Annotated in this window: 20 protein-coding genes; 13 read left to right on the forward strand and 7 right to left on the reverse strand. The window is 59.8% G+C overall.

Annotated features, from left to right (window positions below):
- Window positions 1-20: 20 nt before the first annotated feature.
- A complete protein-coding gene (locus tag FBY03_RS07175; protein WP_147171512.1) occupies window positions 21-461 on the reverse strand; it encodes a universal stress protein in 441 nt (146 codons plus the stop codon).
- An 83-nt stretch (window positions 462-544) separates the two neighbouring features.
- Between FBY03_RS07175 and FBY03_RS07180 the strand changes: the two genes are divergently transcribed.
- On the forward strand, window positions 545-982 hold the full coding sequence (locus tag FBY03_RS07180) for a hypothetical protein (RefSeq protein WP_147171513.1): 438 nt from the start codon (window positions 545-547) through the stop codon (window positions 980-982).
- Window positions 983-1,091: 109 nt separating this feature from the next.
- Here FBY03_RS07180 and FBY03_RS07185 read toward each other — a convergent pair whose 3' ends face one another.
- Window positions 1,092-1,910, reverse strand: coding sequence for a hypothetical protein (locus FBY03_RS07185; RefSeq protein WP_147171514.1), 819 nt, complete (start codon window positions 1,908-1,910; stop codon window positions 1,092-1,094).
- A 474-nt stretch (window positions 1,911-2,384) separates the two neighbouring features.
- On the opposite strand from FBY03_RS07185, the gene fadB reads away from it, so the two are divergent.
- The 6 genes from fadB to FBY03_RS07220 all read left to right on the forward strand — a co-directional run bounded on the left by fadB (window position 2,385) and on the right by FBY03_RS07220 (window position 9,691).
- Window positions 2,385-4,532 (forward strand): fatty acid oxidation complex subunit alpha FadB, encoded by a 2,148-nt coding sequence (gene fadB / locus FBY03_RS07195; RefSeq protein WP_147171516.1) that lies wholly within the window; start codon window positions 2,385-2,387, stop codon window positions 4,530-4,532.
- A 30-nt stretch (window positions 4,533-4,562) separates the two neighbouring features.
- A complete protein-coding gene (fadA, locus tag FBY03_RS07200; protein ID WP_147171517.1) occupies window positions 4,563-5,738 on the forward strand; it encodes an acetyl-CoA C-acyltransferase FadA in 1,176 nt (391 codons plus the stop codon).
- An 83-nt stretch (window positions 5,739-5,821) separates the two neighbouring features.
- Window positions 5,822-6,058 carry a DUF1653 domain-containing protein gene (locus tag FBY03_RS07205; protein WP_147171518.1) on the forward strand — a complete coding sequence of 79 codons (237 nt, stop codon included), beginning with the start codon at window positions 5,822-5,824 and terminating at the stop codon, window positions 6,056-6,058.
- Window positions 6,059-6,172: 114 nt separating this feature from the next.
- Window positions 6,173-8,782, forward strand: a complete 2,610-nt coding sequence (topA, locus tag FBY03_RS07210) for a type I DNA topoisomerase (RefSeq protein ID WP_147171519.1) — start codon at window positions 6,173-6,175, stop codon at window positions 8,780-8,782.
- A 71-nt stretch (window positions 8,783-8,853) separates the two neighbouring features.
- Entirely contained in the window at window positions 8,854-9,372 is a 519-nt protein-coding gene (locus tag FBY03_RS07215) for a DUF6586 family protein (RefSeq protein ID WP_147171520.1), read from the forward strand.
- 82 nt (window positions 9,373-9,454) lie between these two features.
- Window positions 9,455-9,691: a hypothetical protein gene (locus FBY03_RS07220; protein ID WP_147171521.1), complete on the forward strand. Its 237-nt coding sequence runs from the start codon at window positions 9,455-9,457 to the stop codon at window positions 9,689-9,691.
- 118 nt (window positions 9,692-9,809) lie between these two features.
- Here the strand turns inward: FBY03_RS07220 and sulA are convergent, their stop codons facing one another.
- Window positions 9,810-10,280 carry an SOS-induced cell division inhibitor SulA gene (gene sulA, locus FBY03_RS07225; protein WP_147171522.1) on the reverse strand — a complete coding sequence of 157 codons (471 nt, stop codon included), beginning with the start codon at window positions 10,278-10,280 and terminating at the stop codon, window positions 9,810-9,812.
- A 10-nt stretch (window positions 10,281-10,290) separates the two neighbouring features.
- Complete coding sequence (lexA, locus tag FBY03_RS07230; RefSeq protein ID WP_147171523.1) at window positions 10,291-10,899, reverse strand: transcriptional repressor LexA; 609 nt, start codon at window positions 10,897-10,899, stop codon at window positions 10,291-10,293.
- Window positions 10,900-11,156: 257 nt separating this feature from the next.
- Here lexA and FBY03_RS07240 point away from each other — a divergent pair, with 257 nt between their 5' ends.
- From FBY03_RS07240 to FBY03_RS07255, 4 genes are all read left to right on the forward strand, one after another.
- On the forward strand, window positions 11,157-11,864 hold the full coding sequence (locus tag FBY03_RS07240; RefSeq protein WP_147171525.1) for a TetR/AcrR family transcriptional regulator: 708 nt from the start codon (window positions 11,157-11,159) through the stop codon (window positions 11,862-11,864).
- A gap of 128 nt (window positions 11,865-11,992) precedes the next feature.
- The gene (locus FBY03_RS07245; RefSeq protein ID WP_147171526.1) at window positions 11,993-12,517 is read left to right on the forward strand and encodes a L,D-transpeptidase; all 525 of its coding nucleotides are present in this window, start codon (window positions 11,993-11,995) and stop codon (window positions 12,515-12,517) included.
- 21 nt (window positions 12,518-12,538) lie between these two features.
- Window positions 12,539-13,537: a beta-N-acetylhexosaminidase gene (gene nagZ, locus FBY03_RS07250; protein ID WP_178090591.1), complete on the forward strand. Its 999-nt coding sequence runs from the start codon at window positions 12,539-12,541 to the stop codon at window positions 13,535-13,537.
- Window positions 13,538-13,547: 10 nt separating this feature from the next.
- A complete protein-coding gene (locus FBY03_RS07255; RefSeq protein ID WP_147171528.1) occupies window positions 13,548-14,285 on the forward strand; it encodes an S-methyl-5'-thioinosine phosphorylase in 738 nt (245 codons plus the stop codon).
- A gap of 59 nt (window positions 14,286-14,344) precedes the next feature.
- Here the strand turns inward: FBY03_RS07255 and FBY03_RS07260 are convergent, their stop codons facing one another.
- Window positions 14,345-14,884 (reverse strand): CsiV family protein, encoded by a 540-nt coding sequence (locus FBY03_RS07260; protein WP_147171529.1) that lies wholly within the window; start codon window positions 14,882-14,884, stop codon window positions 14,345-14,347.
- An 11-nt stretch (window positions 14,885-14,895) separates the two neighbouring features.
- Window positions 14,896-18,333 carry a transcription-repair coupling factor gene (mfd, locus tag FBY03_RS07265; RefSeq protein ID WP_147171530.1) on the reverse strand — a complete coding sequence of 1,146 codons (3,438 nt, stop codon included), beginning with the start codon at window positions 18,331-18,333 and terminating at the stop codon, window positions 14,896-14,898.
- A 131-nt stretch (window positions 18,334-18,464) separates the two neighbouring features.
- On the opposite strand from mfd, the gene FBY03_RS07270 reads away from it, so the two are divergent.
- A complete protein-coding gene (locus FBY03_RS07270; protein WP_147171531.1) occupies window positions 18,465-19,931 on the forward strand; it encodes a glyceraldehyde-3-phosphate dehydrogenase in 1,467 nt (488 codons plus the stop codon).
- Window positions 19,932-19,995: 64 nt separating this feature from the next.
- Here the strand turns inward: FBY03_RS07270 and FBY03_RS23405 are convergent, their stop codons facing one another.
- On the reverse strand, window positions 19,996-20,631 hold the full coding sequence (locus FBY03_RS23405; protein ID WP_306102478.1) for a chalcone isomerase family protein: 636 nt from the start codon (window positions 20,629-20,631) through the stop codon (window positions 19,996-19,998).
- A gap of 155 nt (window positions 20,632-20,786) precedes the next feature.
- Here FBY03_RS23405 and FBY03_RS07280 point away from each other — a divergent pair, with 155 nt between their 5' ends.
- Complete coding sequence (locus tag FBY03_RS07280) at window positions 20,787-22,124, forward strand: Na(+)-translocating NADH-quinone reductase subunit A (RefSeq protein WP_147171532.1); 1,338 nt, start codon at window positions 20,787-20,789, stop codon at window positions 22,122-22,124.
- Window positions 22,125-22,126 lie beyond the last annotated feature (2 nt).

Consider the following 22,126-nt stretch of genomic DNA (forward strand, 5'->3'; position numbering starts at 1 on the left):
TCATTCGCCGGGTGGCGAGACTACTCGGGCTTCTTCAAGCGCACGGCCAGTACATCGCAAGGTGCGCCGTGCAGTACGTCGTTGGCGGTAGAACCGAGTAGCAGTGCCAAGCCGTGACGACCATGGCTGCCAACGATGATCAGGTCGCAGCCTTGCTCCTCAGCCAAACGATGGATTTCCTGGCGGGGTTGGCCGTAGGCGAGATGGCGCTGGTCGGCACCGAGTTCCGGGTATTTCCCGGCAAAACTGTCCAGCTTCTCCCGCGCCTGCTCGAACTGTTGCTGCTGCAGCATCGACAAGTCCATCGGCACGTCGCCACCAAAGGCCATGGCCATGGGTTCGACTATATGCACCACGGAGAGCCTGGCCTGCGCACTGGCGGCCAGTTTCTGTGCGCGGTGCATGACCGGGTCGCACTCCTCGGTCAGGTCGACAGCGACCAGAATGTGCTGATAGGGCATGAGTGACTCCTTATGAGGATGACCAGTAATGATAAGTATGGCTGTATTGAACGCTTACAACAGGTTTTACCTGAGATGATGCCATGACGTGGTGGATTGGACTGTTGCTCCTGGCCTGTGTCCTCAGTCCGCTGTCTTGGCTGGTACCTTCGCGGCGTCAGCGCGGACAGATGGATGTGCGTTTGCAGGCCAGGCGAATGGGGCTGGCGATGCAACTGTCGCGCGAGAGCTGGCCGCATTGGTTGGCGCCGGAGCCCCCGAGCACCTGTGCGCAATATCATCGGGTACGCCGTCGTGGTCATCAAGACACGTGGTGTTACTGGCAGGTCGAGCCGGGCAAATGGGTCAATAAATGGCGTGAACCCTGCGACGACTCGCCGTTGGCCGAACAACTGGCCGATTTGCCTGCCGACGTGTTCAAGGTCGAAGCCACGGCGCAGATGGTTGCCCTGTACTGGGGGGAGCGGGCGCAACCCGGCGCGCTGCAGAAGGTGGCGGACTTCTTGCTGGCGCGAGCCTGAGTAGCAGGTCATATCTAGGCAAAGAAAAGCCCGATGCAAGCACCGGGCTGGAAGAGCGGCCAGGCAGGCCGGAAATTTCGAATAAGTCATGCTTCTAGGCGCTATTGACTCAGTGCTGAGTGGCCGAATACTGAGCGGAAACGCTTTCCAAGCCTTCGATGATGCTGTCGGAGTACTTGTTCACCAGAAATGGCACGCTGTTTTCGTTGTAATTCATCAGCGATTTTTCGATGTAGCGCCATTTGCTGTTGACCCCGTGCAAGGTCTGGGTGATTTGCGGGGTGTTTTGCGGGGCTTTCTCCATGCTCGCCAGTTTGCTGGCGAACTCACTGACTAGCTCCTCCATGGGGCGACTGCTGCCGCCGCCAAAAAAACTCGCGCCTACCGAGGCGCTACGTGAAGCGTAGTCCACTGCTATAGCTTGCATCAGCAGGCTTTGTTCACGGCTCTGCTGGGTGAGTGCGGCCACGTTGTGGCCGTCTTCCTGCTGGATCTTTCCGTACAGCTCCTGGCTCAGGGCCATTAGTTGCTGATTGCGAGCGGCTAGATTGGCGACTGGTTGCAGGTCGGTGTAACCCTGGCTTTTCAACGCGCTGGTCAGGTTGTTCAGGTCTACTTGATAGCCTTGCCATTGCTGCTCAAGCTGTGAGCGCAACGCCTTTGAGCCTTCGCCGGGCATCTCGCTGAGCTCATTCAGGTGTGCATTGGCTTCGCTCAGTGATTCGTTGATCATCCGTGCATAGCGTTGGTCGCCTTCCATGCCGTTGTACATATAGAAGTCGCCCAGGCTCTTCTGCGCAGCCAGGCGCAGCTGGTGCAGTTTCAGCAGGTTGGTGGACGCATCGGGTGTCTGGGCCGCGAGGCAGTAACTGGGAAGAGCAGCGGCGAGCAGGGCGCTCAAGGACATCGCAAGCAATCGGCTCGACATGAACAGCTCCATGGCCCTTTACGGGCATTCATTATTTTTGTTGTGGTCACGTCGGGTCAGAACCGGCCGTGTTGGCACGACTGTACCCGGAGCGAAAAGATTTGGCTAGCTATGCGCTGGATCACATTTGTCGGCTAATGACCTGACGAATGCTGGGTTATCGACGCAGATGATCGGTTGTTCGCCACAACATCCCCCCCCGCGTGTGCCGGGCTTGTGCGTCTGTGCGGTGGCGCCGAGCTGCGCAAGGCCAATTGACAATTCGTGCTTTATCCCTGAAGGTGGGCACACCCAAATCAAACGGGCGTATGAATTGAGCGTTTGTCTGAATGAGGCGACGCCTTTACAACCCGATTATCGCGTCGGCGGGTGTGCCAGGCTAATTGGGGCTATTCTCGACGGCTCTGCCGCGGGTTAGCCCTCTGGCTGGCTCCGATGTGTATTGTTCAGCTTCCATACCGTGGAGATCAGTTGATGATTTACGAAGGTAAAGCCATCACGGTTAAGGCTCTTGAGAGCGGCATCGTCGAATTGAAATTCGACCTCAAGGGTGAATCCGTCAACAAATTCAACCGTCTAACCCTGAACGAGCTGCGTCAGTCCGTTGATGCAATCAAGGCCGATGGTTCGATCAAAGGCGTGATTGTCACCAGTGGCAAAGACGTATTCATCGTCGGCGCCGACATCACCGAGTTCGTCGACAGCTTCAAGCTGCCTGCCGAAGAGCTGGTGGCTGGCAACCTCGAAGCCAACAAGATCTTCAGTGATTTTGAAGACCTCAGCGTACCGACCGTAGTCGCGATCAATGGCATCGCCCTGGGCGGTGGTTTTGAGATGTGTCTGGCTGCTGATTACCGAGTCATGGTCGACAGCGCCAAAGTTGGCCTGCCTGAAGTCAAGCTGGGTATCTATCCGGGCTTTGGCGGTACCGTGCGTCTGCCGCGGGTTATCGGTACCGATAACGCCGTAGAGTGGATCGCCGCGGGTAAAGAAAACCGTGCCGCCGACGCCCTCAAGGTCGGTGCTGTGGACGCTGTGGTGACTGCCGATAAGCTGCAGGCTGCTGCCTTGGATCTGGTCAAGCGCGCTATTTCCGGCGAGCTGGACTACAAGGCCAAACGCCAACCAAAGCTGGAAAAGCTCAAGCTCAACGCCATTGAGCAAATGATGTGTTTCGAAACCGCCAAAGGTTTCGTTGCGGGTCAGGCCGGTCCGAATTATCCGGCACCGGTTGAAGCCATCAAGACTATCCAGAAAGCGGCTAACTTCGGGCGTGAAAAGGCCCTGGAAGTCGAAGCAGCTGGATTCGTAAAGCTGGCCAAGACCTCGGTCGCCGAGAGCCTGATTGGTCTGTTCCTGAACGACCAGGAACTGAAGAAAAAGGCCAAGGATCACGACGAGATCGCCAAAGATGTGAAACTGGCTGCCGTTCTCGGCGCCGGCATCATGGGCGGTGGTATTGCCTATCAGTCCGCTTCCAAAGGTACCCCGATCCTGATGAAGGATATCCGTGAAGAGGGTATCCAGATGGGGTTGAACGAAGCGAGCAAGTTGCTCGGTAACCTTGTTGCCAAGGGGCGCATGACGCCGGCGAAGATGGCTGTAGCCCTCAACGCCATTCGTCCAACTATGTCCTACGGTGATTTCGGCAATGTCGACATAGTCGTCGAAGCCGTGGTCGAGAACCCCAAGGTCAAGCAAGCCGTCCTGGCCGAAGTGGAAGGCGCGGTGAAGGAAGATGCGATCCTCGCTTCCAATACCTCGACCATTTCCATCAGCCTGTTGGCTAAAGCGCTGAAGCGTCCGGAAAACTTCGTCGGCATGCACTTCTTCAATCCGGTGCACATGATGCCGCTGGTTGAAGTGATCCGTGGTGAGAAGTCCAGCGAAGTAGCCGTGGCGACCACCGTGGCCTATGCCAAGAAAATGGGTAAGACCCCGGTAGTGGTCAACGATTGCCCAGGCTTCCTGGTCAACCGCGTGCTGTTCCCGTACTTCGGCGGTTTCTCCAAATTGCTCGAGTTCGGTGTCGACTTCGTACGTATCGACAAGGTCATGGAGAAGTTCGGCTGGCCGATGGGCCCGGCGTACCTGTCCGACGTGGTCGGCATCGACACGGGGCACCATGGTCGTGACGTGATGGCTGAAGGCTTCCCGGACCGTATGGCCGTCGAAGGCCGCACTGCGGTCGACGTGATGTACGAAGCCGATCGTCTGGGCCAGAAGAACGGCAAAGGTTTCTACGCCTACGAAATGGACAAGCGCGGCAAGCCGAAGAAGGTGATCGATCCTCAGGCTTACGAGCTGCTCAAGTCCATCGTTGGCGAACAGCGTGAAGTGACTGACGAGGACATCATCAACTTCATGATGATCCCGCTGTGCATGGAAACCGTGCGTTGTCTCGAAGACGGCATTGTCGATACCGCAGCCGAGGCCGATATGGGCCTGATCTACGGCATTGGCTTCCCGCCGTTCCGCGGTGGTGCGCTGCGTTACATTGACAGCATCGGTGTAGCCGAATTCGTTGCCCTGGCCGACAAGTACGCCGATCTGGGCGCGCTGTACACCCCGACTGCCAAGCTTCGCGAAATGGCCGCCAGCGGCCAGAAGTTTTTCGGTTAATCGCGGACAGACTAGAGCGAGAGTGAATTTATGAGCCTGAATCCTAGAGATGCAGTCATCGTCGACTTCGGTCGTACCCCGATGGGTCGTTCCAAGGGCGGCATGCACCGCAATACCCGTGCCGAGACCATGTCGGCCAACCTGATCAGCGGCGTACTGGCACGCAACACCAAGGTCGATCCGGCCGAAGTGGAAGACGTGATCTGGGGTTGCGTCAATCAGACCCTGGAGCAGGGCTGGAACATCGCGCGCATGGCGTCGCTGATGACCCAGATCCCGCACACCAGCGCTGCGCAAACCGTCAGCCGTCTGTGTGGTTCCTCCATGAGCGCCCTGCACACTGCCGTGCAGGCAATCCAGACCGGTAACGGTGACGTGTTCGTCATCGGTGGTGTGGAGCACATGGGCCACGTCGGCATGATGCACGGCGTCGATCCGAACCCGCACCTGTCGCTGTACGCCGCCAAGGCCTCCGGCATGATGGGGCTGACTGCCGAGATGCTCGGTAAGATGCACGGCATCAGCCGTGAGCAGCAGGACGCCTTCGGTGAGCGTTCTCACCGTCTGGCGCACAAAGCCACCGTCGAAGGCAAGTTCAAGGATGAAATCATCCCTATGCAAGGCTACGACGAAAACGGCTTCCTGAAGGTGTTCGACTACGACGAAACCATTCGCCCGGAAACCACCCTGGAAAGCCTGGCGGCGCTTAAGCCAGCGTTCAACCCCAAGGGTGGCACTGTGACGGCGGGGACTTCCTCGCAGATTACCGACGGCGCTTCCTGCATGATCGTGATGTCGGCCCAGCGTGCCCAGGATCTCGGCATTCAGCCGATGGCCGTGGTACGTGCCATGGCTGTGGCCGGTGTCGATCCGGCAATCATGGGTTACGGTCCAGTGCCGTCCACGCACAAAGCCTTGAAGCGTGCCGGTTTGAGCATGGCTGACATCGACTTCATCGAGCTCAACGAAGCCTTTGCTGCTCAAGGCTTGCCCGTACTGAAAGACCTCAAAGTCCTCGACAAGATGGACGAAAAGGTCAATCTGCACGGCGGCGCGATTGCTCTGGGTCACCCGTTCGGTTGTTCCGGTGCGCGTATCTCCGGTACCCTGCTGAACGTGATGAAGCAGAACGGTGGCACTTTAGGTGTCGCTACCATGTGCGTCGGTCTCGGTCAGGGCATCACTACCGTATTCGAACGCGTTTAATTAAGCGTTGCTGAATGCGAAACCGGGGCCATGGGCCCCGGTTTTTGTTTGTGTGCAGTCAGTTTTTTCAAGGGAATTTAGCAATGCAGTTACAACCTGGTGTTTATCGTCACTACAAGGGGCCGGAGTACCGCGTGTTCGGTGTCGCTCGGCATTCCGAGGTGGAGCAGCAGGTCGTGGTCTACCAGGCGCTATATGGCGATTACGGGCTGTGGGTGCGCCCGCTGGAGATGTTCTGCGAGGAGGTCGTGGTGGACGGCAAAACACTTCCTCGCTTCGCTTTGATTAAGGCCGAACCTGCAGTTTTTGCTCAGCCCTGAGCTGTGCTCGCGGGTTTCCTGCGCTTGACCTCACCTTCATCACCACTATATATAGCGGTGCCGCTAAGGTGCCTGGCGCCTTTCATTACTTCGACTTCAGGAATTTTCTGATCCATGGGCAAATCGCTGGTCATCGTGGAATCCCCGGCTAAGGCCAAGACCATCAACAAGTATCTGGGTAGCCAGTACGTGGTGAAGTCGAGCATCGGCCACATCCGTGACCTGCCTACCAGTGGCTCGGCTAGCGCGGCTAAAGAGCCGGTCAAGCGTGGCAAGGCGGCTGCTGGCGAAGTGCCGGCGCTGTCGCCCAAGGAAAAAGCCAAACGTCAGCTTATAGCTCGCATGGGGGTCGATCCCGAGCAGGGTTGGAAGGCCAAGTACGAGATCCTGCCTGGCAAGGAAAAAGTCGTTGAGGAGCTTAGGCGTTTAGCCAAGGATGCCGACACCATCTACCTCGCAACCGACTTGGATCGCGAGGGGGAAGCCATTGCCTGGCACCTGCGCGAATCCATTGGTGGCGATGACAGCCGCTATAAGCGTGTGGTGTTCAACGAAATCACCAAGAAAGCGATTCAGGAAGCTTTCGCCCAGCCGGGCGAGCTGGACATCAATCGGGTCAATGCCCAGCAGGCGCGGCGTTTTCTCGATCGCGTGGTTGGCTACATGGTCTCGCCGCTGCTGTGGGCGAAGATTGCCCGTGGCCTCTCCGCCGGCCGGGTGCAGTCGGTCGCGTTGAAGCTGGTGGTTGAGCGCGAGAAGGAAATCCGCGCGTTCGTCCCGGAAGAGTACTGGGAGGTGCACGCGGATCTCGGCACCGCCAAGGGCGCCAATGTGCGTTTCGAGGTTGCCCGGGAGAACGGTACAGCCTTCAAACCGCTGAATGAAGCTCAGGCCATGGCCGCGCTGGCCACGCTCAAGGCGTCCAGCTACAGCATTGCCAAGCGTGAAGACAAGCCCACCAGCAGCAAGCCGTCGGCCCCGTTCATTACCTCGACTCTGCAGCAAGCGGCGAGCAACCGCCTGGGCTTCGGCGTGAAGAAAACCATGATGATGGCGCAGCGCCTGTATGAGGCGGGCTACATCACCTACATGCGTACCGACTCGACCAACCTGTCGGCGGATGCGGTGAGCATGGTGCGTGACTTCATCGAGGGCGAGTTCGGCAAGAAGTACCTGCCGGCCAACCCGAACGTCTACAGCAGCAAGGAAGGGGCCCAGGAGGCGCACGAAGCGATTCGTCCTTCTGATGTCAACATGAAGCCAACCCAGCTGACGGGCATGGAGCGTGATGCCGAGCGCCTCTATGAATTGATCTGGCGCCAGTTCGTGGCCTGCCAGATGCCGCCGGCCGAGTACCTGTCGACTACCGTCACAGTCGCGGCGGCGCAGTTCGAACTGCGTGCCAAGGGTCGGATCCTCAAGTTCGATGGTTACACCCGCGCATTGCCGCAGCTGAGCAAGCCAGGCGATGACGACGTGCTGCCGGAGATGGACAAGGGCGAAGTGCTCAAGCTGATCAAGCTCGATCCGAGCCAGCACTTCACCAAGCCGCCCGCGCGTTATTCCGAGGCCAGCCTGGTCAAGGAAATGGAAAAGCGTGGGATCGGTCGTCCGTCGACCTATGCGGCGATTATCTCGACCATTCAGGATCGTGGTTATGTTGTCTTGCACAACCGTCGTTTCTATTCGGAAAAAATGGGCGACATCGTCACCGAACGCTTGTCCGAAAGTTTCTCCAATCTGATGGATTATGGCTTTACCGCCGGCATGGAAGAGAATCTCGACGATGTGGCTCAGGGCGGGCGCGAGTGGAAGCATGTCCTCGACGAGTTCTACGGCGACTTCAAGAAGAAGCTTGAAGTGGCCTCGGACAGCGACACCGGTATGCGCGCCAATACGCCAACGCTGACCGATATCGCCTGCAGCGAGTGCGGCCGACCTATGATGATTCGCACGGCTTCAACTGGCGTGTTTCTCGGGTGTTCGGGCTACAGTCTGCCGCCTAAAGAGCGCTGCAAGTCGACCATCAACCTGATTCCGGGCGATGAAATCGCCGCGGATGATGAGGGTGAGTCCGAGTCGCGGGTGTTGCTGGGTAAGCATCGTTGCCAGAAGTGCGATACCGCCATGGATGCCTATCTGATCGACGAGACTCGCAAGCTGCACGTCTGTGGCAATAACCCGGACTGCTCGGGTTACGAGATCGAACAGGGTCAATACCGCATCAAGGGCTACGAAGGCCCGAGCCTTGAGTGCGATAAGTGTGGCAGCCAGATGCAATTGAAGACCGGGCGTTTTGGCAAGTTCTTCGGCTGCACCAACAGCGAGTGCAAGAACACCCGTAAGTTGCTGAAGAGTGGAGAGCCAGCACCGCCGAAGATGGATGCGGTGAAGATGCCCGAACTCAAGTGCGAGAAGGTCAACGATACCTACGTGCTGCGCGATGGCGCCTCGGGTCTGTTCCTGGCAGCCAGCCAGTTCCCCAAGAACCGCGAAACCCGCGCGCCTCTGGTGCTGGAGCTGATTCCGCATAAAGATGAAATCGATCCGAAATATAACTTCCTGTTCGACGCTCCGAAGAAAGACCCGGAGGGGCGTCCGGCGGTGATTCGCTATAGCCGCAAGACCAAGGAACAGTACGTGCAGACCGAGGTTGATGGTAAACCGACGGGCTGGCGTGCGTTCTATGACGGTGGCAAGTGGAAGGTCGAAGACAAGCGCTGAGCGGACAGGACGCGCGTCTGCTTGTTGCAGGCGCGCGTATAGTGACTTGATCTGTTGTTGAGGACCCACTCATGGCCAATGAGCTGTACACCCGTACCAATCAGAAGATCTACTTTGCCGGGCTGGCGCTGGAGTCTTGGCGCAAGGCGGAGGAGGGCCGGGCCGTTAATGCCCAGGCGCTGATTCAGGCTGAACGTGAAGTGGCGCTGTTCCACCTATACGGTGCGCTATTGGGCCTCTGCCATGAAATTGCCGGCTACTACCACCTGGCCGAGCGTCAGGTGCCGCGGGCCGAGCTGCTACTGAACCGCGCGGTGCTGGATGCAGCACCGAGTCCCGAGCTGGCGGAGTTGGTCGAGTTGGCGGAGCAGCCGGAAACCTGGTTGGCGCAGTTGCTGAAGGCCTATGCCGAGTTGTTCCAACCTCCGTTGATGGCGAAGAAAGCTAAGACCGACCCGCGTCAGCCGTTGATTGAGGCGGTCAGTCTCGACCAGGAAGCGCCGTCGCTGGAGTGCGCGACACTGGAGGCGTGGCGTCAGCAGTTAAAAGAATTGGCGCTGCGCTTTCGCGAGTCGCTCAGCGAGTGCTGAGCTGAGCTGAGTTTGGACAGGCGGACTAGGGTGAGCCCTGGTCGGCTGTTACAATGCCGACCTTTCCTGGAGAACCTACCTTATGCCAACGTCCTTCCTTGAAATCGTCGAATTACCCGACGGGCGCATCGCCCTGCGTCGTGCGGAGGATGAAGAATCCTTGGTGGTTCTGGATTTTTCTGCCGATGCCAAGGCTTTTCTGCAGGGGCAGCATGTCGAGGTGGCTAAGGCGATGCTGAATGTCGGCGTGCAAATGGCCGGTAAGCTGGCCGAGAATAATTTTCAGCAGGAAGAAGAAGGGCCCCGTGTCCTGCATTGAATAGATGGGCAGGACCGCCTATTGGATATTTTGAAACTTTTATTCTGTATCCAGTGGTTTCGCGCTTACCTGAGCCATGCATCGCGCACAGTCCTTGTGCCCTAGTTGCCACAACGCTTTAACCTAGGCTGATATTCAGGCTCTGCGCCTTGCCTTGTCGTGCAGCCAGTTCCAGCTGCAGCCGAGCATCGCGCTCGAGAGGGTGCAGCCAGCTGACGACGGTGTGGCTACGCCCCAGCTTTAGCGCTTCCTGGGCCAGTTCCAGGGCGCTCTGTGCGCTGCGTGGATGCAGCAGCAGGATCCGCTCGCGGTTGAGTCCGGCGTCGCGTAGCCAGGTTTGTGTCAGGCTGGAAGGCGGGGCTATCAGGGCCATCCAGCGTTCATCATCGTTCTGGCTCAGCTCGCGAAGAATGGGTGCAAGTAGGGTCAGGCAGTGTCCGGCAGCGCCACGTAGCGACATTTCACTGAAGGCTTCCGGCTCATCCTGCCATGGCGTTTCCCGTACTTCGGTCAGTAGCGGGGTTGCTGTGGTTAGAAAGGCTTCAAAGAGTGGCAGCTGTGTACGGTTAAGCGACTGTGGGAACTGCATAACGCCTCCTTTAGCGGCGAATAACGCCGACACTCAAGCCTTCTATGATCAGATCCTGTTTTTCCAAGTCCACTTCAATCGGTGCGAACTCAGGGTTCTCCGCGATCAACCAGACTTTAGTGCCTTCGCGCTTAAAGCGTTTTACCGTTACTTCGTCATCGATCCTGGCGACTACTATCTGGCCGTTGCGCACTTCCTGGGTGGTGTGGACCGCGAGTAGGTCGCCATCGAAGATGCCGATGTCTTTCATGCTCATGCCGCGTACACGCAACAGGTAGTCGGCTTTAGGGCGAAAGAACTCCGGGTTGATGCGGCATGATTCTTCAATGTGTTGTTGCGCCAGAATAGGTGCGCCGGCGGCTACTCGGCCGATGATCGGCAAGCCGTCTTCTTCGTCACTGGGCTCGAAGCCTGGAATGCGGATGCCGCGAGAGGCGCCAGGGGTCATTTCAATCGCGCCTTTGCGGGCCAGGGCCTTGAGGTGTTCCTCGGCGGCATTGGGCGATTTGAAACCCAGTGCCTGAGCGATTTCCGCGCGGGTAGGCGGGTAGCCATTGTCTTCAAGGCAATGCTTGATGAAGGCGAGAATCTCGGCTTGGCGTGGAGTCAGTTTGGTCATGTGGGCGCTCTGTCTTTTTATACAGTGACTGGGATTATATACAGTGTCTCGGGCTTGGCAATCCTGCTTTTGCTATCGGTCAGATTGGTTGTTGGTCGTTTCGCGGCCGTAGCCTGTTACTCGATGGACTTGGCGTTCGTCTTGCTACATGTTGTTATGGGGTGTGTGACTGCCCAGCCGAAATACGGATTGCCAGACTTGACAAGGCAGCAGGCTGAAACGTATGTTTCAAACAAGTGTTTGTCAGGTGATGAGATATGGCCCAGTCGGAAACCGTTGAACGCATTCTCGATGCGGCAGAGCAGTTGTTCGCGGAGAAGGGTTTCGCCGAAACCTCGTTGCGCTTGATCACCAGCAAGGCTGGGGTCAACCTGGCGGCGGTGAACTACCACTTCGGCTCGAAGAAGGCACTGATTCAAGCGGTGTTTTCGCGCTTCCTTGGCCCGTTTTGCAGCAGCCTGGAGCGTGAGCTGGATCGCCGTCAGGCTAAGCCTGAAGTCAAGATCAGCCTCGAAGAATTGCTCGAGCTATTGGTCGAGCAGGCACTGACCGTCAAGCCGCGAAGTGGCAACGATCTGTCGATCTTCATGCGCTTGCTGGGGTTGGCCTTCAGCCAGAGTCAGGGCCACCTGCGCAAATACCTGGATGAGGTGTACGGCAAGGTGTTTCGCCGTTACATGCTCCTGGTGCATGAAGCGGCTCCCCGTATTCCGCCCTTGGAGTTGTTCTGGCGGGTGCATTTCATGCTCGGCGCCGCAGCGTTCAGCATGTCTGGGATCAAAGCCTTGCGCGCCATGGCCGAAAACGATTTCGGGGTGAATACTTCGATTGAGCAGGTGATGCGCTTGATGGTGCCGTTCCTGGCTGCCGGGATGCGTTCGGACAGTGGCGTCACCGATGAGGCCTTAGCCAAGGCGCAACTCAAATTGCGCCCCAAGAATCAGGCTGTTCCAGCCAAAGTTTAAGGCTGGGCTGGTGGGCCTGGGTTCATTGGTCTGTCTCCCTTGCTGCAGCGACAAGCCAGTCGCAGCATAGGCTTAACAGCATGCAAGTGGGTGGGCTTGGCGGGTTCGATCCGCTAAGATTGCTGCCCATGCGCACTCTCGATCTTTTGCATATTTCCCTCGCCGATCAGTGCCTGTATGGCTTTGCCGATGGGCAGCTGATACTGCGCCTGTCGGTATCTACGGCCCTGAATGGGCCTGGCGAGCTTAATGGTTCTGGTTGCACGCCGCGTGGCTTGCACCAGGTGCGCGCGAAGATTGGCAGCGGATTGCCGTCGGGGGCTGTGCTGCGCGGGCGGCGCTGGACCGGCGAAGTCTGGTCGCCGTCCTTGGCCGCGCAATTTCCCGGTCGCGACTGGATCCTCACGCGCATACTCTGGCTCAGTGGCTGCGAGCCAGGGCGCAATCGCCTGGGGGCTGTCGACACCTTCCGCCGTTATATTTACCTGCATGGCACCACGGACAGTGAGCCGATGAGTGTCCCTCGCTCGCATGGTTGCGTGCGGCTGCGTAATGCCGATCTTCTCCTGCTCTTCCCGTTAGTCCCCATTCATTGCGCCGTTCAGATCGATGAGGCGGCATGCCCGGAATGGGCCGCAACGCCACTCAATTAAGGATTTTTCGTGAGTTCAAGCCTGCAAGGTTCGTTGATGCTGGACGTCGCTGGTACGTGGCTGACCGCCGAGGATCGACAGATCCTGCGCCAACCCGAGGTGGGCGGGCTGATTCTGTTTGCGCGCAATATCGAGCACCCGCGGCAGGTGCGTGAGCTGTGCGCGGCGATTCGCGCCATACGCCCGGATCTGCTGCTCGCAGTCGATCAAGAGGGCGGCCGGGTACAGCGCTTGCGCCAGGGCTTCGTGCGGTTGCCGGCGATGCGCGCGATCGCCGATAACCCCAATGCCGAGGCGTTGGCCGAGCACTGTGGCTGGTTGATGGCCACTGAAGTGCTGGCCGTGGGCTTGGACCTGAGCTTTGCCCCGGTGCTGGACCTGGATTACCAGCGCAGCGCGGTGGTGGGCAGCCGTGCCTTCGAGGGCGACGCACAGCGCGCAACGCTATTGGCGGGCGCCTTTATTCGCGGGATGAGCGCGGCGGGCATGGCGTCCACCGGTAAGCACTTCCCTGGGCATGGTTGGGCCGAGGCGGATTCCCATGTAGCGATTCCGCTGGATGAGCGCAGCCTGGAGCAGATTCGCGCCAGCGACTTGCAGCCCTTCGCGCGTTTGAGTCGACAGTTGGCAGCGGTCATGCCTGCACATGTCATCTACCCCAAGGTCGATGCCCAGCCCGCAGGATTCTCGCGGCGTTGGTTACAGGAGATTCTGCGCGGCGAGTTGCAATTCAAGGGCGTAATTTTCAGTGACGACCTGTCCATGGCAGGTGCCCATGTGGTCGGCGATGCGGCATGCCGCATCGAGGCTGCCCTGACGGCTGGATGCGACATGGGGCTGGTGTGCAACGACCGGGCGGCTGCGGAGTTAGCCCTGAGTGCCTTGCAGCGGCTCAAGGTGGTGGCGCCTGCGGGCCTAGCACAGATGCGCCGGCAAGCTTTTCCGGGTGTTGAGTATCGGCAGAGCCCGCGCTGGCTGGAGGCGATCGGGGCCTTGCGTGCGGCGCAATTAATCAATTGAGGGAAGTTTGATGACTGTTTACGCCATTATCGGCGGCACTGGCCTGACCCAACTGGACGGCCTGACCATCACAGCTGCGCTGAATCTCGATACGCCCTATGGTGCGCCGTCGGCGCCGGTATTGCGGGGTGAATACGCCGGGCGTGAAGTGCTGTTTCTTGCGCGCCATGGCCACCCGCATCGGATTCCGCCGCACCAGGTCAATTACCGCGCGAACCTGTGGGCGTTGAAGGCTGCAGGCGCTCAGGCCATTGTCGCGGTCAATGCGGTTGGCGGTATCCATGAGGCCATGGGAACGGGGCATTTCTGCGTGCCCCATCAGGCCATCGATTACACCTCAGGCCGGGCGCATACCTTTTACGAAGGCGAGCTTGAGCATGTGACCCATGTCGACTTCAGCCATCCTTATGACGCTAAGCTGCGCGACATGCTGTGCGCTGCATTGGCGAGCGAAGGCTGTGCTTACAGCACTCATGGCATCTACGGCTGCACCCAGGGACCGCGCCTGGAAACGGTGGCCGAGATTGCCCGGATGGAGCGTGACGGTTGCGATATTGTCGGCATGACCGGAATGCCCGAGGCGGTACTGGCGCGTGAGCTGGCGCTGCCCTATGCCTGCTTGGCGTTGGTGGTGAACCCGGCGGCAGGGAAAACTGCGGCGCTGATTACCATGGCGGAAATCGAGCGTGCATTGGATGAGGGGATGGGCAAGGTCAAATCCGTTCTGGCGTTGGTGCTAGCTGGCTGAATAGTCGATCGATATGCATGAAAGGGCCGCAGTCTGCGGTCCTTTTTATTGCCTGGAATTTACATGGCGCTGATGCGAACCAGCACGCCCAGATTGCCGTGATCGAGGTAGGTGAGCTTGCCGGTCTGCAGTCGGCTGCCTTGTTTGAGTCGCTCGCTGCTGATCAGTAGGCCACTCTCGTCGAATCTGTTGATCCATAGATCGGCTGTCAGATCTATGTAGCGCGCTTGTACGAGCGACAGCGTGCCTTCGACCGGGTAATGGCCGAATCGCGGATTGCCCGTGTGCAGAGCCACGCTGCTGGTTTCGCTGCCGAGTTCCTGGGTCCAGGCCTTGTGCAGGAGCACCCGGTAGCCATTGGCCGGGTTCAGCTTCTCGGCTTGACCATCGAGTGCGGTGGCGCGTTCCTGCGTGGACTCGATTGGTTGAGCGCCTTTGGCCCAGTCATCCGGCGCGGTTAGGCCGGCGGGGACGGCTTCGCCAGCCTGGCGGAAGACGATCATTTCAACCTGATACCAGTCCGCGGCGACGGCGGGGGAGCCGCTCAGCAACGAGAGCAGGATAAGCGGCAACAGGGCCAGATTGCGACGCGCACGCATGGGTTAGTCCTTTAAGCGGAGAGAGTCAGGCGCTCGAACAGCGCCTCCAGAGTATTGAATCGTTCCTCCGGGCGCTCCATCGGCACTTGGAATTTGAACAGGGTGGCGCCTTCGAATTTGTAGCGTGAAGGCGCGCTCTGGATCAGCTTGATCAGGGTCAGTGGATCGACGCAGGTGTCGGCGGCGAACTCGATGCGGCCACCTTGCGGGCCAGCGTCGACTTTCTTGATGCCGAGCTGATCGGCCTGCAGCTTGAGCAGCGTCAGTCGCACCAGGTGCTTGGTCGGCTCCGGGAGCAGGCCGAAGCGGTCGATCATCTCCACCTGCAGCTCTTTCAGGCCGTCTTCGTCGGCGGCAGAAGCGATGCGTTTGTAGAGGATCAGCCGTGCATGCACGTCCGGCAGGTAGTCTTCGGGGATCAGCGCGGGGACTCGCAAATTGATTTCCGGGCCGCCGCCGAGTGGTTGGTCGAGGTTGGGTTGCTCGCCCTTGCGGATGGCTTTCACCGCGCGTTCGAGCATCTCCATGTAGAGGGTGAAGCCGACCGCCTGGATCTGCCCGCTCTGGCCGTCGCCGAGCAGTTCGCCGGCGCCGCGGATTTCCAGGTCGTGGGTGGCCAGGACGAAGCCGGCACCCAGGTCCTGGGCGTTGGCGATGGCTTCCAGGCGCTTCTGGGCGTCATCCGTCACCTGCTTGCGTGGCGGGGTCAGCAGGTAGGCGTAGGCCTGGTGGTGGCTGCGACCGACGCGGCCGCGCAACTGGTGCAACTGGGCCAGGCCGAACTTGTCGGCGCGCTCGATGATGATGGTGTTGGCGCTGGGTACGTCGATGCCGGTCTCGATGATGGTCGAGGCGATCAACACGTTGAAGCGCTTGTGATAGAAGTCGCTCATCACCTGTTCCAGCTCGCGCTCGCGCATCTGCCCATGGCCGATCGCGATGCGCGCTTCAGGCACCAGCTCGGCCAGGTCGGCGGCGCACTTCTCGATGCTCTTCACGTCGTTGTGCAGGTAGTAGACCTGGCCGCCGCGCAGCAGCTCGCGCAGCAGCGCTTCCTTGACCACGCTGTGCTGCTGCTCCATGACGAAGGTGCGCACCGACAGGCGCCGTGCCGGCGGCGTGGCGATGATCGACAGGTCACGCATCCCGGCTACGGCCATGTTCAGGGTGCGCGGGATCGGCGTCGCGGTCAGGGTGAGGATGTCCACCTCGCTGCGCAGGGCCTTGAGTTGTTCCTTTTGGCGCACACCGAAGCGGTGTTCCTCGTCGATGATCACCAGGCCTAAATCGTTGAATTTGACGTCGTCTTGCAGCAGCTTGTGGGTGCCGATAACGATGTCGACCTGGCCGGCCGCCAGTTGCTGCATGGCTTCGCCGATTTCCTTGGCGCTCTTGAAGCGGCTCATTACCTCGACCCTGACCGGCCAGTCGGCGAAGCGGTCACGGAAGCTGTTGTAGTGCTGCTGGGCGAGCAGGGTGGTGGGCACCAAGATGGCAACTTGACGGCCGCTGTGCACGGCGATGAAGGCGGCGCGCATGGCCACTTCGGTCTTGCCAAAGCCAACGTCGCCACAAATCAGTCGGTCCATGGGTTTGGGCGCGAGCATGTCGTCGCGAACCGCATCGATCGCGGTCTGCTGGTCCGGGGTTTCCTCGAAGGGGAAGCCGGCGCTGAAGGTGGCGTAATCCAGCTGCGGGTCGGCGAACGCGTAGCCCTCGCGGGCGGCGCGGCGAGCATAGATGTCCAGCAGTTCGGCGGCCACGTCGCGCACTTGTTCGGCGGCCTTGCGCTTGGCCTTCTGCCAGGTTTCCGAGCCAAGGCGGTGCAGCGGGGCGAGGGCGTCGTCGCTGCCGGTGTAGCGTGCGATCAGGTGCAGGCTGGCTACCGGCACATAGAGCTTGGCTTCTTCGGCATACATCAGGGCCAGGAATTCGGCGGCCTGGCCGTCGATTTCCAGGGTGATCAGGCCCAGGTAGCGGCCGACGCCATGATCGATATGCACCACCGGCGCGCCTTCACGCAGTTCGGTGAGGTTCTTGATGACATTGTCGCCGCCATCGCGGGTCTTCTCGCGCCGACGGCGTTGCATGACCCGCTGGCCGAACAGCGGGCTCTCGGCGATCAGCGCCAGGTCCTCCAGCAACAGGCCTTCATCGAGCGGTGCGATGCAGATGCCCAGGCGTTCCGTGCTTGCCGTGAACGCCGGCCAGCCGTCAACTTCCTTGGGTTTCAGCTTGAGGCGGGCGAGCAGCTCCAGGAGCACTTCGCGGCGGCCGGCGGACTCGGCGCAGAACAGCACGCGGCCGGGATAGTCCTCGATAAAGCGGCGCAAGGCGGCCAGCGGCTCACTGGCTTTGGCCTGGATCGCCAGGTCCGGCAGCGGTTGCGCGGTGAAGCGTTGGCGGCCGACGCCGGTTTCGATGTCGTCCTGGCTGATGACCACACGGGGCCAGTCCTTCAGGCGGGCGAAGCAGTCCTCTACCGGCAGAAAGATATCGGCGGGCGGCAGCAGCGGGCGCTCGGGGTCGACGCGGCGTTCTTCATAGCGATTGCGGGCGTCCGTCCAGAAGTGCTCGGCGGCTTTTTCCACGCCCGGCAGGGAGAACACCTGGGTGTCCTGCGGCAGATAATCGAACAGCGTCGCCGTCGTCTCGAAGAACAGCGGCAGGTAGTACTCGATACCGGCCGGGGTGATGCCGGTGGACAGGTCCTGGTAGATCGGGCAGCGGCGGAAGTCCACGTCGAAGCGCTCGCGGAAGCGTCCGCGAAAGTCGCTGACGGCCTTCTTCTCCAGTGGAAATTCGCGCGCCGGCAGCAGCTTGATCGAGCCGACCTTGTCGATCGAGCGCTGGGTCTCCGGGTCGAAGGTGCGCAGCGTCTCTATTTCGTCGTCGAACAGGTCGATGCGGTAGGGCTGGTCGCTGCCCATCGGGAACAGGTCGATCAGCGCGCCGCGCACGGCGAATTCGCCGTGCTCGTACACCGTGTCCACGCAGCGATAACCGGCCGCCTCCAGACGTGTACGCATCTCGTCGACAGCGAGCTTCTGGCCGACATCCAGGACCAGGCTGCTGCCGAGCAGGAAGCGCGTCGGCGCCAGGCGGTGTAGGGCCGTGGTGATCGGCACTACCAGCACGCCATGTTTCAGTTCCGGCAGGCGATAGAGCGCGGCGATACGCTGGGAAATGATGTCCTGGTGCGGCGAAAACAGGTCGTAGGGCAGGGTTTCCCAGTCCGGGAAGTGCAGTACGGGCAGGTTCGGGGCGAAGAAGCTCAGCTCCTGCTCCAGGCGCTCGGCGCTCTGGCTGTCGGCGGTCAGCAGCAGGGTGAAGCGTTTGGCGGCGCTAGCGGCTTCGGCGATCGCCAGGCTCAGCGCGGCACCGGGCAGGTTGCCCCAGTGTTGTTTGCCGGCGATGGCCGGTAGGGACGGTAGACGCAGTACGGACACAGGCGGCTCACAGTCATGGCACAAGGTCGGCGATTGTAGCGGGCGAGGGTGCTTTATGTCAGTCGCGACAGGCGCGCATTGCTCATGCCTGCGTGCGCCGTCATAATGTAGCCCCTTTTTTCAGCCCCTACATGTGGAAGGTACTGCCCGTGACTCAGAAGCCCGACCAGTGTCTCGGTGAATGGATCGATCGCGAAGCTTTTGCTGAAGCGATGATTCCGCTGATTGGCCAGCTTTACCGTAACAACAACGTGGTTACCTCGATCTACGGTCGTAGCCTGATCAACCGTTCGGTGATTCAAATCCTCAAGGCTCACCGTTATGCACGCCACCGCCTGGACGGTGATGCCGAGCTGTCGGTGCATGACACCTTCCCGATTCTCAAGACCATGAGCGAGCTCAAGCTGGGCGCCGCTTCCGTGGACCTCGGGCGTTTGGTGGCCAAGTTCATCAAGCAAGGTAACGGCCGTAGCATCGAGCAATTCGTGCGCGACGAGCTGGAACCGGTAGCCGGGCAGCAGAACCTGCTGGCGCGTAAAGGCACCGACGTGGTGCTCTACGGCTTCGGTCGTATCGGCCGCTTGCTGGCACGCATCCTGATCGAGAAAACCGGCGGCGGCGATGGCTTGCGCCTGCGTGCCATTGTCGTGCGCAAAGGTGCCGAAAACGATCTGGTCAAGCGGGCCAGTCTGCTGCGTCGCGACTCGGTGCATGGTCCGTTCGACGGCACTATCACGATCGATGAGGCCAACAACACCCTGACCGCCAACGGTAACCTGATCCAGGTGATCTACGCGAAGAACCCGACTGAGGTGGATTACACCCAGTACGGCATCCACGACGCATTGCTGGTGGACAACACCGGTGTCTGGCGCGATGCCGATGGCTTGGGGCAGCATCTGGCCTGCCCGGGTATCGACCGTGTGGTGCTGACCGCGCCAGGCAAAGGCAAGCTGAAGAACATCGTGCACGGTATCAACCACGGTGAAATCACTGCCGATGATCGCATCGTTTCGGCCGCGTCCTGCACCACTAACGCCATCGTACCGGTGCTCAAGGCAGTCAACGACAAGTACGGCATCATCAACGGTCACGTTGAGACGGTTCACTCGTACACCAACGACCAGAACCTGATCGACAACTTCCACAAGGGTGATCGTCGTGGTCGCAGTGCCGCGCTGAACATGGTCATCACCGAGACCGGTGCGGCCACTGCGGCGGCCAAGGCGCTGCCCGAGCTGGCTGGCAAGCTGACCGGCAACGCGATCCGCGTGCCGACGCCGAACGTGTCCATGGCTATTCTCAACCTGAACCTGGAGAAAGCTACTACGCGCGAAGAGATCAACGAGTACCTGCGCTATATGGCCCTGCACTCGGATCTGCACAAGCAGATCGATTTCGTTAACTCGCAGGAAGTGGTTTCCACTGACTTCGTCGGTTCGCGGCATGCCGGCGTGGTGGATGCCGAGGCGACTATCGCCAACGACAACCGTGTCGTGCTGTACGTGTGGTACGACAACGAGTTCGGCTACAGCTGTCAGGTGGTTCGCGTGATGGAAGATATGGTCGGGGTCAACCCGCCGGCTTTTCCGAGCTAAGCGTTAGGCGCGAATAAGAACGGGAGCTACGGCTCCCGTTTTTTTATCCTTTTTTTGGCCGGCATTAATCGGCCAGTAGGCGCCTGCGTAACGTCTCCGATAGACCTTCGGGTACCGGCCAGATGTCCAGGTGGGCCATGGTCAGCTCTGGATTGCGGCTGGTAAGGGCAGTCTGGCCATGGCGTCCCAGGGTCAGGCCGTTGCGGTCGTTGTAGTTCAGGGCGTAACGGTCGCCTGGGCGAATGTCGCGAAAACTGGTGTGCAAGGCGTCCAGTTCATTACGCAGTTGGGCAAGTGCGGACTCATCCTGCTGCCTTTTTAGGCTCGCCCAGGCAGCCTCGATTACGTCCTCGCGTTCGATGGTCCGGAAGTAATACAGCTCAAGACGCTTGCTGTGGGAGTCGTGAGTGTCCGGCTGGCCTGCGGCTCCGTGTATAGCGCGGCGGCATGGACGTTCGTCCAGGGCTAGGTCACTACGCTTTGATGTTTCAGCGTCAGGCGGGCGTGGTCGGGTTGGATTTGTGCGGGGACATTCGCTTTGCGCGGGCGCTCGCTGCTGTTGGCGAGTAAGGCGGGCTGAGCAGTAGCGGGGTGACGGGCGCGAGCAGTCGACGCGTGGCGAACTCCCTGGTTGCCTAGAGAGCTTAATGTCGTGCTCTGTAACGGAAAGTTCAAAATAAGCAAGCGCTTGGGTAGTCAGTCCTAGGGGGGGGTCTTTATAATCAAGCGGATTTTTTACCCGCGTCCGACATCATCATTCGCGCCAATAATACTTTGGTGCGCAATTGGCTATTAAGCATCCAGATGTCGCTCGTATTCTAAAAAAAGCTTATAAATCAGTGGTTAGGCAAACCTATGATCAAAATAAAAGATGGGCTCGATCTGCCCATAACCGGCGCGCCGGCGCAGCGTATCGAGGCCGCAAGGCCGGTACGCAGCGTCGCCGTCATAGGCTCCGATTATCACGGAATGAAGCCTACGATGGAGGTGCAGGTTGGCGATCGAGTCAAACTCGGCCAAGTGCTGTTCTCGGATAAGAAGTCACCCGGGGTGAGCTACACCGCGCCGGGTGCGGGGGTGGTCAGTGCGATTCACCGGGGCGAGAAGCGTGTTCTGCAGTCGCTGGTGATTGACCTCGATGGCGATGAACAGGTGAGCTTTGCTCAGTATCCGGCCACCCAGCTGGACAGCCTGAGCGATGCTCAAGTGCGCGAGAACCTGCAACAGTCCGGCCTCTGGACCGCCTTGCGCTCCCGGCCGTTCAGCAAGGTTCCGGCCGTGGACGCCGTACCCAGCTCTATTTTCGTCACTGCCATCGACACCCATCCGTTGGCTGCCGATCCGGCACTGGTCATCGGCGAATACGCCACTGACTTCGAAAATGGGCTCAAAGTGCTCAGCTGCCTGGGCAAAGTCTTCCTCTGCAAGGCCGATGGCGCGAACCTGCCCGGCGAGCAGTTGAGCAAGGTCCAGACCGAAGCGTTTGCGGGCCCGCATCCAGCCGGCCTGGTGGGTACGCATATCCATTTCCTCGATCCGGTCAGCGTCAGCAAGGCGGTCTGGTCGATCAATTATCAGGATGTGATTGCCGTCGGTAAGCTGTTCAGCACCGGACAGCTGTGGGTCGAACGGGTGATCTCCCTGGCGGGACCGGTGGTCGAACAGCCGCGGCTGTTGCTGACCCGCCTCGGTGCCAACCTGCAAGAGCTAACAGCCGGGCAGCTGCAGTCCGGCTACAACCGGCTGATTTCCGGCTCGGTGCTCGGCGGCCGCACCGCCCAAGGCGCCTTTGCCTATCTGGGGCGTTACCACTTGCAGGTGTCCTGCCTGGCCGAAGGTACCGATCGCGAGATGATGCATTACCTGCGTGCTGGGGTTAACAAGCACTCGGTGATGAATATCTTCGTTTCCAAGCTGATGGCGGCCAAGACTTTCGCCTTCTCCACCACCACCAATGGCAGCCCGCGCGCCATGGTACCGGTGGGCAATTACGAAGCCGTGATGCCGCTGGATATTCTGCCGACCCAACTGCTGCGCTATCTGATCGTTGGCGATACCGAAATGGCTCAGAAACTGGGCTGTCTGGAACTCGACGAAGAAGACCTGGCGCTGTGCACCTATGTGTGTGCCGGCAAGTATGAATACGGCCCGATTCTGCGCGATAACCTCGCCCGCATCGAGAAGGAGGGTTGATC

This window comes from Pseudomonas sp. SJZ079 (genome assembly GCF_007993865.1).
Lineage (GTDB): Bacteria > Pseudomonadota > Gammaproteobacteria > Pseudomonadales > Pseudomonadaceae > Aquipseudomonas.